This is a genomic window from Zhongshania marina (genome assembly GCF_002915595.1).
GTDB lineage: Bacteria > Pseudomonadota > Gammaproteobacteria > Pseudomonadales > Spongiibacteraceae > Spongiibacter > Spongiibacter marinus_B.
Window position 1 is genome coordinate 93734 of the sequence record NZ_PQGG01000028.1, and the last position, 13535, is coordinate 107268.

General features: G+C 47.9%; 17 protein-coding genes and 2 tRNA genes. 8 read left to right on the forward strand and 11 right to left on the reverse strand.

Annotated elements, in window-relative coordinates:
• Window positions 1-230 precede the first annotated feature (230 nt).
• Window positions 231-306, forward strand: a tRNA-Gly gene (locus C0068_RS11665).
• Window positions 307-387: 81 nt separating this feature from the next.
• Here C0068_RS11665 and C0068_RS11670 read toward each other — a convergent pair.
• The gene (locus C0068_RS11670; protein ID WP_103684658.1) at window positions 388-780 is read right to left on the reverse strand and encodes a PA2817 family protein; all 393 of its coding nucleotides are present in this window, start codon (window positions 778-780) and stop codon (window positions 388-390) included.
• A gap of 232 nt (window positions 781-1012) precedes the next feature.
• On the opposite strand from C0068_RS11670, the gene C0068_RS11675 reads away from it, so the two are divergent.
• The 7 genes from C0068_RS11675 to C0068_RS11705 all read left to right on the forward strand — a co-directional run bounded on the left by C0068_RS11675 (window position 1013) and on the right by C0068_RS11705 (window position 5885).
• Window positions 1013-1927 (forward strand): ABC transporter ATP-binding protein, encoded by a 915-nt coding sequence (locus C0068_RS11675; RefSeq protein ID WP_103684659.1) that lies wholly within the window; start codon window positions 1013-1015, stop codon window positions 1925-1927.
• A gap of 61 nt (window positions 1928-1988) precedes the next feature.
• The gene (locus tag C0068_RS11680) at window positions 1989-2762 is read left to right on the forward strand and encodes an ABC transporter permease (RefSeq protein WP_103684660.1); all 774 of its coding nucleotides are present in this window, start codon (window positions 1989-1991) and stop codon (window positions 2760-2762) included.
• A gap of 14 nt (window positions 2763-2776) precedes the next feature.
• Window positions 2777-3613, forward strand: a complete 837-nt coding sequence (gene queF, locus C0068_RS11685) for an NADPH-dependent 7-cyano-7-deazaguanine reductase QueF (RefSeq protein ID WP_103684661.1) — start codon at window positions 2777-2779, stop codon at window positions 3611-3613.
• A 105-nt stretch (window positions 3614-3718) separates the two neighbouring features.
• A complete protein-coding gene (locus tag C0068_RS11690) occupies window positions 3719-4045 on the forward strand; it encodes a hypothetical protein (RefSeq protein WP_103684662.1) in 327 nt (108 codons plus the stop codon).
• Window positions 4045-4275, forward strand: a complete 231-nt coding sequence (locus C0068_RS11695) for a hypothetical protein (RefSeq protein WP_103684663.1) — start codon at window positions 4045-4047, stop codon at window positions 4273-4275. Before C0068_RS11690 ends, C0068_RS11695 begins: the two co-directional genes overlap by 1 nt.
• Window positions 4276-4420: 145 nt before the next feature.
• Window positions 4421-5017: a dUTP diphosphatase gene (locus tag C0068_RS11700; protein WP_103684758.1), complete on the forward strand. Its 597-nt coding sequence runs from the start codon at window positions 4421-4423 to the stop codon at window positions 5015-5017.
• Between the two features lie 10 nt (window positions 5018-5027).
• On the forward strand, window positions 5028-5885 hold the full coding sequence (locus C0068_RS11705) for a hypothetical protein (RefSeq protein ID WP_103684664.1): 858 nt from the start codon (window positions 5028-5030) through the stop codon (window positions 5883-5885).
• Here C0068_RS11705 and C0068_RS11710 read toward each other — a convergent pair.
• From C0068_RS11710 to rne, 10 genes are all read right to left on the reverse strand, one after another.
• Window positions 5882-6169, reverse strand: coding sequence for a 4a-hydroxytetrahydrobiopterin dehydratase (locus C0068_RS11710; RefSeq protein WP_103684665.1), 288 nt, complete (start codon window positions 6167-6169; stop codon window positions 5882-5884). The genes C0068_RS11705 and C0068_RS11710 overlap by 4 nt on opposite strands.
• Window positions 6166-7266: a tRNA (uridine(54)-C5)-methyltransferase TrmA gene (trmA, locus tag C0068_RS11715; RefSeq protein ID WP_103684666.1), complete on the reverse strand. Its 1101-nt coding sequence runs from the start codon at window positions 7264-7266 to the stop codon at window positions 6166-6168. The genes C0068_RS11710 and trmA overlap by 4 nt, the downstream gene beginning before the upstream one ends.
• A 24-nt stretch (window positions 7267-7290) precedes the next feature.
• Entirely contained in the window at window positions 7291-8283 is a 993-nt protein-coding gene (locus C0068_RS11720; protein ID WP_103684667.1) for a glycosyl transferase family protein, read from the reverse strand.
• A gap of 17 nt (window positions 8284-8300) precedes the next feature.
• Complete coding sequence (locus C0068_RS11725; RefSeq protein ID WP_103684668.1) at window positions 8301-8636, reverse strand: TusE/DsrC/DsvC family sulfur relay protein; 336 nt, start codon at window positions 8634-8636, stop codon at window positions 8301-8303.
• A gap of 1 nt (window position 8637) precedes the next feature.
• A complete protein-coding gene (gene tusB / locus C0068_RS11730; RefSeq protein ID WP_103684669.1) occupies window positions 8638-8901 on the reverse strand; it encodes a sulfurtransferase complex subunit TusB in 264 nt (87 codons plus the stop codon).
• Window positions 8901-9254: a sulfurtransferase complex subunit TusC gene (gene tusC / locus C0068_RS11735; RefSeq protein WP_103684670.1), complete on the reverse strand. Its 354-nt coding sequence runs from the start codon at window positions 9252-9254 to the stop codon at window positions 8901-8903. The genes tusB and tusC overlap by 1 nt, the downstream gene beginning before the upstream one ends.
• Window positions 9255-9653, reverse strand: coding sequence for a sulfurtransferase complex subunit TusD (tusD, locus tag C0068_RS11740; protein ID WP_103684671.1), 399 nt, complete (start codon window positions 9651-9653; stop codon window positions 9255-9257).
• Window positions 9654-9698: 45 nt separating this feature from the next.
• The gene (locus C0068_RS11745; RefSeq protein WP_103684672.1) at window positions 9699-10370 is read right to left on the reverse strand and encodes a Bax inhibitor-1/YccA family protein; all 672 of its coding nucleotides are present in this window, start codon (window positions 10368-10370) and stop codon (window positions 9699-9701) included.
• A 108-nt stretch (window positions 10371-10478) separates the two neighbouring features.
• Window positions 10479-10568, reverse strand: a tRNA-Ser gene (locus C0068_RS11750).
• Window positions 10569-10725: 157 nt separating this feature from the next.
• The gene (gene rne / locus C0068_RS11755; protein ID WP_103684673.1) at window positions 10726-13500 is read right to left on the reverse strand and encodes a ribonuclease E; all 2775 of its coding nucleotides are present in this window, start codon (window positions 13498-13500) and stop codon (window positions 10726-10728) included.
• Window positions 13501-13535: the final 35 nt, after the last annotated feature.

Here is a 13535-nt window from a genome sequence, read left to right on the forward strand (position 1 = left end):
GTGGCCTAGGACACTGCCCTTTCACGGCAGTAACAGGGGTTCGAGTCCCCTAGGGGACGCCAATTTCTACGTTACAGCGCGTAGAATACTGTCAGATAAATTGCCTGCCACGGCGGTGTTGACAGTTTAAAGAAAACTTTTTATTATGCGCCCCGTCTTGAAGAGGGCAGTAAAAAAGTGTTTTTTATCAAGGCTGTACGGAATTTGTGATTAACAATATTCCGGAATTTGCGGGAATAGCTCAGTTGGTAGAGCGCAACCTTGCCAAGGTTGAGGTCGGGAGTTCGAGCCTCCTTTCCCGCTCCAAATTCTAAAAAGCGAAGCAGATGCTTCGCTTTTTTTTCGCCTGTAATTTTCTTGTTTGTGATAAGCGACGCTTTTGCTCGCTTAATGCATGTTAAAGACCTGTGCGCGTAGATTGCGATAGCTGACGTTTTCGTCGGTATTCGTTAATTCGTAGTAGCGCTCTTCCAGCTCTTGGTATTTTTGTATTTCTTCGTCCCCCAAAAAGTGCAGGCAGTCGCCACCAAAAAACCAGAGTAAGTCCCGGTGCACCTGCGGTGTGATGTCGGGGTAGTGGCTGACAATTTTGTTAATGATTTGCTGGCCAAGTAGTGCGTAATCTTCATTGTTGGCGAAGCAGTCGTCTAGCTGAGTGAATAACTCGAGTAATTCATTATTGCTTTCTTCGCTGTGATTTGGGTGCTGGGCAACCACCTTGTTACATAGCTCGTTGAGTGCGTCGTTTAGGTGGCGGTAGTATTCTAAGCGCGTCGTCACTGTGACTCCATTTCTCGTAGATTTAAGACTTTAGTGTATTCCACTGCGCGGGCGTGGCAAAATAAGCGGCTAACAGTAGGTGTTCTCGTCAGTTAATACATTTCATAAAGATGAGTATTGTTTGCTTTGCAAGCGGTGCTTTTTAGTGATTGTTACGTTTCGTAAATCTAAGTCGCTTAAGTGACCGATTTGGTTTTGTACATTTCAGCAGCGAAAATTTTAGGCAGATACTATGGCAATTGCCCTGCAAATTAAAGGATTGCGTAAGGTCTACGACAATGGTTTTGAAGCCTTAAAGGGTATTGACCTTGAGGTGAAGGAGGGTGATTTCTTTGCCCTGCTCGGTCCCAATGGGGCAGGTAAGTCGACGACTATCGGTATTGTTTCGTCTTTGGTTAAAAAAACGGCGGGCGATGTTCATGTGTTTGGGCATTCCATTCAGACAGATTTAGCCGCGGCAAAGCGTGAGATTGGGGTTGTTCCTCAGGAATTTAACTTCTCTAATTTTGAAACGGTTTGGGATATTGTGGTTAACCAAGCTGGTTATTACGGCTTGAGCCGAGCAGTTGCCGGTGAGCGCGCCGAAAAATACTTAAAAAAGCTGGGCCTTTGGGATAAGCGCAAGGTGGCCTCGCGAATGCTGTCCGGTGGCATGAAGCGGCGTTTAATGATTGCCCGGGCGCTTATTCATGAACCCCGTCTTTTGATATTGGATGAGCCTACCGCAGGGGTAGATATTGAGTTGCGGCGCTCGATGTGGGAGTTCCTGACGGAGATTAATAAAAGCGGAACGACCATTATTTTAACTACCCACTATCTAGAAGAGGCGGAGAGCTTGTGCCGCCATATTGCCATTATCGACGGTGGTAATATCGTAGAAAATACCAGTATGAAGGCGCTATTGCGGCAGCTTCAAAAAGAAGTGTTTATTTTAGATACGCCGGAAGCGATTAGTCCCGATTTGGTGGTTGAGGGTTTTGATACTCGCTATATCGATGAGCATATGTTCGAGTTGGTGCTCAATAAAGGGAGTTCGTTAAACGAGGTATTTGCCGCCTTAAATAAACAAGGTCTGGTGATTAGTAGTATGCGTAATAAAGCGAATCGCTTAGAAGAGTTGTTTGTTGGTTTACTGAACGCGAAGTAAGTCAGACCCTGTAATTATGATTCCGTCGGTGCTGGCCGGCGCTGAAGATATGGAGTAGTGAATGACATTAGCTGAACAGTGGGTGGCGTTTTACACTATTGTCCGCAAAGAAATCCGCCGCTTTTTGCGTATTTGGATGCAGACCTTATTGCCACCTGCCATCACCATGTCACTGTATTTTGTGATATTTGGCGCGCTCATTGGCTCGCGTATTGGCCAAATGGGTGGTTTCACCTATATGGAATTTGTTGTGCCGGGTTTGATCATGATGTCGGTCATCACAAATGCGTATTCCAATGTCGTGTCGTCATTCTTTGGGGCTAAATTCCAGCGTTTTGTCGAGGAGATATTGGTTTCGCCAATGTCAAACAATACGGTTTTATGGGGTTTTGTGATCGGCGGAGTTGCGCGGGGTTTACTGGTAGGTTTAATTGTTACATTGCTGTCCTTATTTTTCACTAGCCTCCACATTCAACATATCGGCGTTACTATTGCGATTGTGTTAATGACCTCAATTATGTTTTCGTTAGCCGGTTTTATTAATGCGGTTTTTGCAAATAATTTTGATGATGTATCCATCGTGCCGGTGTTTGTTCTAACGCCATTAACCTATCTTGGTGGCGTATTTTATTCGATAGATTTATTGCCGGATTTTTGGGCTGGCGTGTCGCGCTTAAATCCCATGCTTTATATTGTTAACGCTTTTCGTTACGGCGTGCTTGGTGTGTCAGATGTAAATGTTACGACGGCGTTTTTAATGGTTGGCGGATTTACGATAGCTGCCTATGCATATTGTATGTATTTGTTGTCTAGCGGCACGCGTCTTCGCCAATAGGGGCGTTAAGTAGTATGAGTGATCATAAAAGCCACGGCCCGCTCGGCGAAAAAGTTACTTATCCTGACCAGTACGACCCGACATGTTTGCACGCTATTCCGCGTCAGCAGGGGCGGGGGGAGTTGGGTATCGATTCGGCAAAATCACTACCATTTAGCGGTGTGGATATTTGGAATGCCTACGAATTGTCGTGGTTAAACGCATCAGGAAAGCCGGTGGTTGCATGTGCCGAATTTCGATTTGCCGCTGGCAGCCCAAATATTATCGAATCTAAGTCCTTTAAATTATATTTAAACTCGTTTAATCAAACGCGAATTGCGGACCTAGACATCTTAAAGCGAGCGCTAGAGCGCGATTTAAGTTTGGCAAGTGGCGCCGCGGTTGAGCTTAGTCTGTTTACCGCGGATCGCTGGGAAGACGCTTACGGGGTGTCTTGCCCTGAAGGTGAATGTTTGGATGATTTGGATATTTGTCCGACATCGTATAGCCCAAATTCAGACCTTCTTGTGGTGGAAAATACCGAAATTTGCAGCGAGCACTTATATAGCAATTTACTGCGATCGCGGTGTCCCGTCACCTCGCAACCAGATTGGGCTAGTGTAGAAATTCGCTATACTGGGCCCAAAATTCAGCGCGAAAGTTTATTGGCTTATATCGTCTCGTTTCGCGAACATGATGAGTTTCATGAGCACTGTGTTGAGCGAATATTTAGCGATATCAGCAAGCGCTGCCAACCCAAATACCTGAGTGTTTATGCGCGCTATACCCGTCGAGGTGGATTGGATATCAATCCCTGGCGCAGCAGCGATAAATCGCTTACTCCTAACAACACGCGGGGCGTTCGTCAGTAGCAGCTAGGGGGGTAGCGCGTCGACATGATAGGTAATTCACCGGATAGTTTGCGGCCCCTGTAAGCGCATAATAGCTCTCATTCAATGATGGAAAAGAGAGCCGCGATGCTGATTGCTAGCTATTTACTTGGTTTTGACAATAAAGATACGGTAAAGCACCTTGCCGTTGATAATGTCTTGCCTGAGCAACTGCAGCACGTTGACATGCGCCTGTGCTCTAGAGGCCATGGTGCTGATGGCAGTTCTGCTATCGTTGATCTAGTTCTGCTGTTCCCTGAGGCTTGTGCGCCGAATAATATTGTGTGTTTACCTGCGATTCCTTCGAATACGGTGAGGCATTTATTGGCTGGCAAGGCTTTACAGCTTATTGATTTTGCCCACGGACGAAAGTTGTCATTGGTGTATACCATTGAGCAGCAACGGTGCGCTTAATGGGATATATGCAAAAAACTCGGCCCCTGGAATCGCGACATTATTCCGTTCACGGCCCGCAATCGACCATTAGCCTTTGTTTGCAGCAGCGTCGAGTGAGTTATGGTCCCAATTTTTTAGCGCAGATTCCTGACAGTATCGGAGATCGTCTAGGAGAGGATTGCCGAGAAATAGTTGGTGCAGATTTGTTGCATTACTTTATAGAATTGGGCGAAAACCTTTCCCAGTAAGGTCGCTAGCTGGCGATCCCTCCACATTATAAAGCGGTAAATAGTCGCTGCTTAATACCTCGTCCTTGTTTATTATGTGCACTCAGATTTTAGATGGGTGGGTTTAATAGTGTCTGATTCAACGCGTCGTCCAGCTTTTATCACTATGCTGGATTTGCAGAACCGCATGAACAGCAAGGTGAATAGCGATTGGATGAACCAAGGCAATGCGTGGTACCGCGCAGCTTGGATCGAATGTGGTGAACTAATGGATCACTACGGTTATAAATGGTGGAAAAAGCAGCAGCCTGATTTAGGTCAGGTTCAGCTAGAAGTCGTCGATATTTGGCACTTTGGTATGAGTGCGCTGTTTCGTGACGGTGTGGCAATTGAGTCGCTAGCGGATGAAATTATTGAGGCCTTGGCAGCACACGCTCCATCAGGCTTGGGAGTATTGGAGGCTACCGAGGCCTTGGCGGAACACTGTCTGCGAACAAAAGGATTTTCCGTGCCCTTGTTTTGGGACCTTATGGTGGCAGCCGAACTAAGTTTCGATGATCTTTATAAACAGTATGTCGGAAAAAATGTTTTAAATTTCTTTCGCCAAGATCATGGCTATAAAGACGGCAGCTATATAAAGATATGGCAGGGTGAAGAGGACAATGTGCATTTAGTGGATATTTTGGCTAAAGCCGATGCCCAATCTAGCCAATTCGCCGATGAGGTTTACCAGGGTTTAGCTGCGCGCTATCCCAAGACATAGGTAATAAGGAATGTCCTCCGACAAACTGTCTACGTCAGCATTAGCGAAGCAGGGTGAAATCCCTGTGCAGCAGCTTTTTTCTGTTCTCAAAGATTACGGCTGGATTCGCAAAGTAGATGAGGGTTGGGCACTCACTGCAAAAGGAGAATTTGAGGGCGGTAGTTACCAAAGCAGCAAACGCTATGGCCGTTATATTGTGTGGCCACAGAATTTGCTAGAGCATCAGCTATTTAGGGCGATGGAAAGCAATAAGTTGCTGTCTGCGGTGGCGCTAGGGCGTTCTGAAGGCTTTAGTGGGCGAGAGTTGAACCGCCTATTCGTAGAGCTGGGCTGGCTAAAACCTAGCCCCCGAGGCTGGGAGCTCACCGCGACGGGGAGCGCAATTGGCGGTCAGGTCTTCGAAAATCAGCAAAGCAGCCTAAGTTATGTGCTGTGGCCTGAGGATATTCGCGAGCGAGAGGCGTTTACTCGTCTAGTGCGGGAATGCAAAATTGAGTCGCAGGTCACCGATGATTTATTCGCGGGCAGGGCGTCCGGCTGGACTGCTATTGATGGCGTGACTTGCAAGTCTCAGGAGCATTGTTGTATAGCCCAGTGGCTGTATTTAGCGGGGGTTCGTTACAGTATTTACCGCGCTTTGCCAGTTGATGAACATCTCGTTTGCGATTTTTATTTGCCCGACAGTGGAGTGTGCCTTGAATTTTGGGCTAGCGGTGAGCTTGCAGATGCAATATCGGCGCGAATGCGTCGCGCCGATGTTTGTAAGCAATTAAATATATCTGTATTAGATATTCATCCGGAAGATATGCCGAATTTAGACGATTATCTAAGCCGCCATTTGCAGCAGCTTGGTGTTGCGTTTTATTAGCGTCCAAACTCAATTTTAATCGCTTCGGCTAGGGCGAGATCTTTTGCAGTAAGGCCGCCGGCATCATGTGTTGTCAAGGCAATGGTAACGGTTTTGTATACATTGCTCCATTCGGGGTGGTGGTCAATCTTTTCAGCGCGAATTGCTACCCTCGTCATAAAGGCGAAGGCGCTAATAAAATCATCAAACTCAAACACGCGGCATAATTTGCCGTCTTTTAATTCCCAGTCTGGTAGATCGTTTAGTGCATTGCTAATTTCTAAATCGGTTAGCTTCACTGTCATGGCTGGACCCTTCTTTTTAAAAATACCCCACATTCCATATGATGAGTGTACGGGAACTGGTCGAACAGGGCGAAGGCATCTGCGGCATGAGTTTTGGTTAATATTTGCAAATCTCGGTGTAGCGTTTCTGGATTGCAGGATATATAGACGATATTCTCAAAACTAGAAATCAATTCGCGGGTATTGTGATCTAGGCCTGCGCGAGGCGGATCTACTAACACCGTGTCGATATTGTAGCTGTCTAAATCGACGTGCTCTAAACGGCGGAAGCTGCGTTCTTTGTTAAGCGCAGAGGTGAGCTCCTCGCTAGACATGCGCAACACTTCGATATTGCTTACTTTATTTAAGGCGAAATTCTCGTGAGCGGCTTTAACTGAGGTTTTTGATATTTCTGTTGCCAGTACTTTTCTGAATTGCTTAGACAGCGGAATGGTGAAATTACCGTTGCCACAATAAAGCTCTAATAAATCGCGGTCTAACTTCTCTTTAACTTGCTCTTTAGCCCAGCTAATCATAGTCGCATTGAGTATGCCATTAGGCTGGGTAAACCCACCCTCGTACTGCTTATAAATAAAGGTTTCGCCGTCTACCGGTAAATTTTCGACGACATAATCGCGGTCTAATACCAGCTTTTGCTTTTTACTGCGACCGATAATTTGAATGTTAAGCTCACTCGCTAAAGTCCTTGCTACAGCTTCCCACTCTTCATCTAGGCGTCGGTGATAAATCAGGCTAACGAGCATATCGCCGCTTAAGGTGCTGAGAAACTCAACTTGGAATAGGCGTTTGCTCAATACTGTTTGGCTATTAATCTTGTTTAACAGTAGCGGCATCAAGTCGTCTATGGTCTTTGATGCAGTTGGGAATTTATCAATCCGCACAGGGGTTTTCGGTTCGGCGGGGTCGAACATTGCGTAGTAGGCTTCCGCATTGTCGTGCCACAGTCGAAACTCAGCTCGCAGCCGGTAGTGGACGGCTTGAGATGGAAAGATCGTCGGTGCTGGCAGCGTTAAGTCCTTAAAAATCGATGCGACCTCTTGTGCTTTGTCTTGCAAAATAGCGGGGTAGTTGTCGATGTCGATAGGGTTAATGCTCATATTGTGTCCGTGGTGTAGCGCTTTTCAGCGTGGTGAGAGGCGCGCGCGATTTCGGCTCTGCCAAATGTCAGCTGCCTGGTCTAGGCATTGCTGTTGATCGAGTTCAGGGGATCTCAGTTGTATAACAATGGCGATAGTGCCGAGAATGGCGAGGCGTCCGTATTCGTCGACGCTATCGTCGCGCCAAGCGTGAATAAGATCGTCAATATTCAGTGTTTCCAGCTTTTCTTGCCGGCCATCAACCAGCTTCGGCCATTCAGATTCAGATAGCTCCGAGTTGTGAACCATTTTCACCTTGCATAGCGCTTCTGGTTTTCGTTCTGCCTCACCAGCTTCACCTTTAAAGACCGCAGCGTGTGCTTGGCCGAGGAGGGCGGCGGCGCGCTGGTGATTTTCTGCATAGGCGGGATGAAAAATACTTTGCAGGGAGTAGGGTGCTGATAGCGGATTTAATAGTCGAGACAGTGTGTGCACTGGAGAGCGCAGCCCAAATTGATTGCGCAGGTCTATCATCCGCTGTAGCACCGGTGAAAAATGGGCTAGTGGCAGATAAGCAAAATTCGATTGATCTAATTTGTCGCTAACTTCCTGCCAGTTTGCTGCAGCTGCTTCACCTAGTGACGCAAGCACGTGCTCGCTGTAAATCCGTTCTGCGGTGTGACCTGCCGCCCCGTGCATAAAGACCCGCAAGCCGCTATCGGCAAGTGCTAAGGCTGCGAGCAGATACCACGGTAATTGTCGGCGTTTGCCTGCATAGCTTGCCCAGTCGATATCTACCGCTATCGCAGGTGCCGAAATGTCATCTCTTGCCGCTATTACAAAACCTGCGAGTTCTTCGTGACTTTCTTCTTTCACCCGGAGCAGCATAAGAAATGCGCCGAGTTGAACGTCTTCAACGTCACCTCGTAAAATCATGCCCATGGCTTGCTGCGCTTCGGTTTCGTTAAGCGATCGCGAACCTGTTTTTCCTTTGCCTAGAATCCGCACATACTGTGCGAAGGGATGTTCTACCGACATGATGTACTCATTGAGGTTTAGAGGCAGTTATCGGGTCGTGGAAGACCTGCGATTTTGCTGAGTATTTTTGCGGGGCTGCCAGGAAAGAGTGTTAAAAAATAGAGACTATTTCCTTTTTCGGGCCCCAGTGTAAGCTTTGCGTATTTTATCAGCGGCCGCATCGCTGGTGATAGGCCAAATTCTTGATAAAAGCGCTGCACCAGCTCAATTAGCTCCCAGTGTTCGCTCTCTAGGTGTATTTCACATTCGTTTGCTAGGGCGTTGGCGACATCTGGCGACCAGTCGCTTAGGTTTTTTAAAAAACCGTCTGGATCGGTGGCAATGTTTTGGCCTAGAACCGTAAGAGTTGCCATTTTACCAGCTTAGGCATTGTGTGTGATCGGCACATAGATCGACGAATTCGCTAAAGCTTAGCGCTTTAATGCGGTCTGGTGGGTTAATGCCTCTGCGTGCGAGATCGTCATTTAAGGCGAAAACCGCAATACTTGCGCTTACTTTCTGCAAAATCGAGGTCGATAGCACAACGGCGTCTTCAATTAATATTATTGAATCCGTGTCAGAAATACTGCTTTGGCATCGGCTCAGGCTAGCGCTGCTATTAAGAATATGGAGCTGCATTAGAAACTTTGTACCCGATCTGCGGCGGCTATCAATTGCTGTAGTGCCGGGCGCGTTATAGCCGTCGCGTGTGTCAGAAGACTGCTTTCACTTATGGCGCGATGTTGGCGGTCATCATCTAGGTAATAGATATTCTCTATATCGTACAAGGGCAGGGCATTTATTACGCCGGTATGCGGTTTGGCCTCGACACTCTGAGCATCTGTGGCGTTTAGGAGCTGATATATAGCATCCTCTAAAAACACGATGCTCACCTTTTGATCAAAAGCTGCCGTCGCTAAAGCCATATCTAGAGCTTCACGCGCCAGGCTGTGCCCGTAGGCCTGCCGGCTAAATAAATAAAGGAAATGCATTTAACTTCCAAACCGAATGACGCGATCGGCATTAATACAGGCATCTACCCACTGGCCTAATCCGCCGATATTAAAACCTTCTGCCATATTATGGCCAGTTACGTCATAGCGATGCGCTTCTTTTTGATCGATAACGCCGCGACGCAATGCGCTGGAAACGCAGATAACTAAATCGAGATCGTGTTCCTTCTGAAGTGCCTGCCACTGTCTTGGGATGGCTTGCTCGTCTTGCGGAGGGGTAATAAAGCTATTGGCGCAATGTACACCATCGTTAAAGAAGAAGACGCGATAAATACTATGCTGGCGTTCGATTAAGGCTTTGCAAAACTGCAGTGCAGTTCTGCTGGATTGATCTGAATAGGGCTGACCCGTGACTAATATAGCAAAACAGAGGCTCATAAGAGCCCCTGTTCGGTGATATTCAAATCAATGTTAGGGGTGTGATTAGTCATCACCACTAAATACACCTAATAAATGCAGCAGGTGAACAAATAAATTATAAATGTCGAGGTATAGGGCGACTGTGGCGCGAATATAATTGGTTTCGCCACCGTGAATGATACGGCTAGTATCAAATAGGATGAGCCCAGACATAATAAATACCGCAGCTGCTGAAATAGCTAGCGAAGCGGCGGGGACTTGGAAGAACAGATTCGCAATGCTGGCGACAACCATCACAAGCAAGCCGATCATCAAAAAGCCGCCAAGGAATGAGAAGTCTTTACGGGTAGTTAAAACATAGGCAGAAAGGCCAAAGAATACTAAGGCGGTGCCACCAAGTGCCTGCATAACCAGCTCGCCTCCATTGGGCAGAGCAAGATAGGCCTTCAGCATTGGTCCCAAGGCTGCGCCAAGCAGGCCAGTGAAGACGAAAATGGCAAGAATGCCTTTGCTTGAGTCGGCGGTTTTGTTCACGACAAACAGCATTACAAAGCCGAGGAGTGAAAGAACAAGTCCAGTGCCGTGGCCAATATTCATTGCCATAGCTAAACCAGCACACAATGCGCTAGTTACTAGTGTCATGCCTAGCAGCATGTAGGTGTTGCGAAGAACTTTACTAGTTTCCAGTGCCGCTAAGGGCTGCGTATGCGCCTGAAAGACCGATTTGTCTTGCATGTCTTACTCCGTTAATTACTAAACAAAGATAGTGTAAACAGAGCTTATCATACTGGGTGTGGAGTGACTTGGAAAGGAAGATCGGATGTTGAAACGTGGTGGATAAAGTGGCGGAGGGGCAGGGATTTGAACCCTGGGTTGGGATGAACCAACGCCGGTTTTCAAGACCGGTGCAATCGACCACTCTGCCACCCCTCCGCAGCAGTTGCGAATTATACATAGCTTGTTTAGCGAAACAAGCAGTATTATAAAAAAGACTTATAAATCAGTTTGATGACGTGCAGATTGGCTGAAATTTAGACAAAAAAAGCCCAGCGTATAAGCTGGGCTTGGATTTAGCTAAAGAAGGTAGCTATTAGTTGCGTGGATCGTTAGCGGCTCTTGGCATTTTTGGCCGGTTTGGATCCGGCATAGCGACGATATTCGCGTCGAGTGCCGGTGGCATTGGCCGCGCTGTGCTAATTTGTAAATTTTGAACTGGCTGCGGCGCAATTCGAGGATCGTTTGCTGCGCGACCAACAGGTTTTACCTTTTTGACTGTATTGCTAGTGTCATCGCTCTTCTCAGCAGCTTTCTCCACAGCGGGTTTGGCTGGGGGCACAGTTTCTTTGCTCTCTGTTTTTACGGGCTCAGTAATTGGTGCGGCTTTAACTTCATCAACTTCTTCGGCAGTGGTTTGCTCGTTTGCTTGGTCTTGTTCTTGGGTCGCTGTCGAAGCAGTTTCCTCAGTCTTCTTCTCTTTAAGGTCCTCATTTGCGGCAGGACTCGCTGTAGCTTCAGATATAACTGGCGCGCTGAGCTCCTCCTTAGCAAGCTCGGTTTCAACTGGTGCTATTTCTGCGGCGCTAGTTTCCTTTGGCGCAATTGATTCCGGTTGCTCTAGTTTGGTGATGTCACTTGTTTGATCAATTGTTGTTTCGGCAACTGTATCTGCTTTGGCAGCGGTGTTGTCGCTGCTTTGGCGTTTGGGCTGCTCGACCTTTGTACTCGACGCTTCACTTGCGGATTGTGTTTCGGCGTTAAGCGGCTTCTGTGCCTCATTTACGGGCTCAGCTGCGTTATTTTCCTCGCTAACGGGTGCAGGAGTACGTTTGCGCTCCTGTGAGTTGCGGGGCTTGCGATTACCTGGGCGACGTTTTGGTCTGTTATTGTTTTCGTTGCTGTTATTCTGCTCGTTGTTTGTGGAAGCTGTATCTGCAACGACTTCATCTTGTTTTGGCGTGTTATCAGCTTTATTGCTGCGATTATCTGTAACGCGTTTGTCGTCGCGAGGGCCGCGCTGATCCGGGTTGCGACGGTTGCGGCCGCCACGATTGTTATTGCGGTTGCCTGAGCGATTGTTATTGCGCGGGTTGTTGTTGCGCTGGCGCGGTGCCGGAGTTGGCTCGGGCTCTGGTTCGGGCTCGGCTGATTTGAATAGACCGCTAATTGCCTTACCTAGCTTGCTGAAAAAGCCTTCTTCGCTTTCGGTATTAGATTTGTCTTTCGCTTTTTCGCTGCGATTTTCTGCAGGAGCCGGTGTCGGTTTCTTGGGTGCAAGCGTACGCACAACGGCTGCGGGCGCGGGAGCGCTAGTCGTTACTTCATCTAAAGCTTCAGCTTGCGCTTCAAGGTCGGCAACGATTTTATAGCTAATTTCCTTTTCATCACCAATATCGCTGTCTCGCAGACGCATTACTTCAAAATGCGGTGTGTCTAGTGCAGGAGTGGGGATGACGACTACTCGTACGCCGCTGCGTTGCTCTACTTCATAAATAGCGGTGCGTTTTTCATTTAGTAGGTAAGACGCGACATTGACGGGCACGACTACGCGTATTTCGGCGCTTTTTTCCTTGTTAGCTTCTTCTTCGACAAGGCGAAGTATAGAGAGGGCAAGTGAGTTGGTGTCGCGGATAGTGCCTTGGCCGCTGCAGCGCGGGCAGACTTTTGCGCTGGTTTCGCCTAGTGATGGGCGCAGGCGTTGGCGGGACATTTCTAACAGTCCAAAACGCGAGATACGACCAATTTGGATGCGGGCGCGGTCAGGTTCCATTGCGTCACGTACGCGATTTTCGACTTCGCGCTGGTTTTTTGCCGCCAGCATGTCGATGAAGTCAACGACGATTAGGCCGCCGATGTCCCGCAGGCGTAGCTGGCGGGCAATTTCGTCAGCAGCTTCAAGGTTGGTTTGTAGTGCTGTCTCTTCAATATCGCCACCTTTGGTTGCACGGGCGGAGTTGATATCGATAGAGACAAGGGCTTCAGTGGGATCGATAACGATGGAGCCGCCTGATGGCAGTTGCACTTCGCGTTGAAACGCTGATTCGATCTGGCTTTCAATCTGGTAGCGATTAAATAGAGGGACTTGGTCCTTATAAAGACGAATCTTGTTCTTAAAATGCGGCATAACCTGTTCAACAAAGTGCATGGCTTCGTTGAAGGATTCTTCGGCATCTATCAAAACTTGGTCGATATCGTCTCGTAAATAGTCGCGAATTGCGCGGATAATAACATTGCTTTCTTGCAGGATCAGGATGGGCGCCTTGCGTTCATCTGAAGCTTGCTTGATCGCCGACCAGAGGTGCAGGAGGTAGTCTAGATCCCATTGTAGCTCTTCTGAGCTGCGACCCACGCCTGCGGTGCGAACAATGACGCCCATTGAGTCTGGAATATTGATTGAGCTAAGTGCGTCGCGCAGTTCGCTGCGCTCGTCACCCTCAATGCGGCGAGAAATGCCGCCAGCGCGCGGATTGTTCGGCATTAACACCATATAGCGGCCGGCGAGGCTGATAAATGTTGTTAAGGCCGCGCCTTTATTGCCGCGTTCTTCTTTTTCAACTTGGACGATGACTTGGGTGCCTTCCTTGACCAAATCTTTGATTTTGGCGCGACCACTGACATCGGAAGGATTGCGGTAAAAGTATTCTTTAGAGATTTCTTTGAGGGGGAGGAAGCCGTGGCGTTCAGCGCCAAAATCGACAAAAGCCGCTTCTAGGCTGGGTTCTACGCGGGTAATGGTGCCTTTGTAGACGTTGGCTTTTTTCTGTACACGTGTACGGTTTTCTATATCCAGATCAAATAAGCGTTGGCCGTCTACGAGGGCAACGCGCAACTCTTCTGGCTGAGTTGCGTTTATAAGCATTCTTTTCATGAGCTAAAAATCCCAAAAGCCGGGATTTGTCGCGC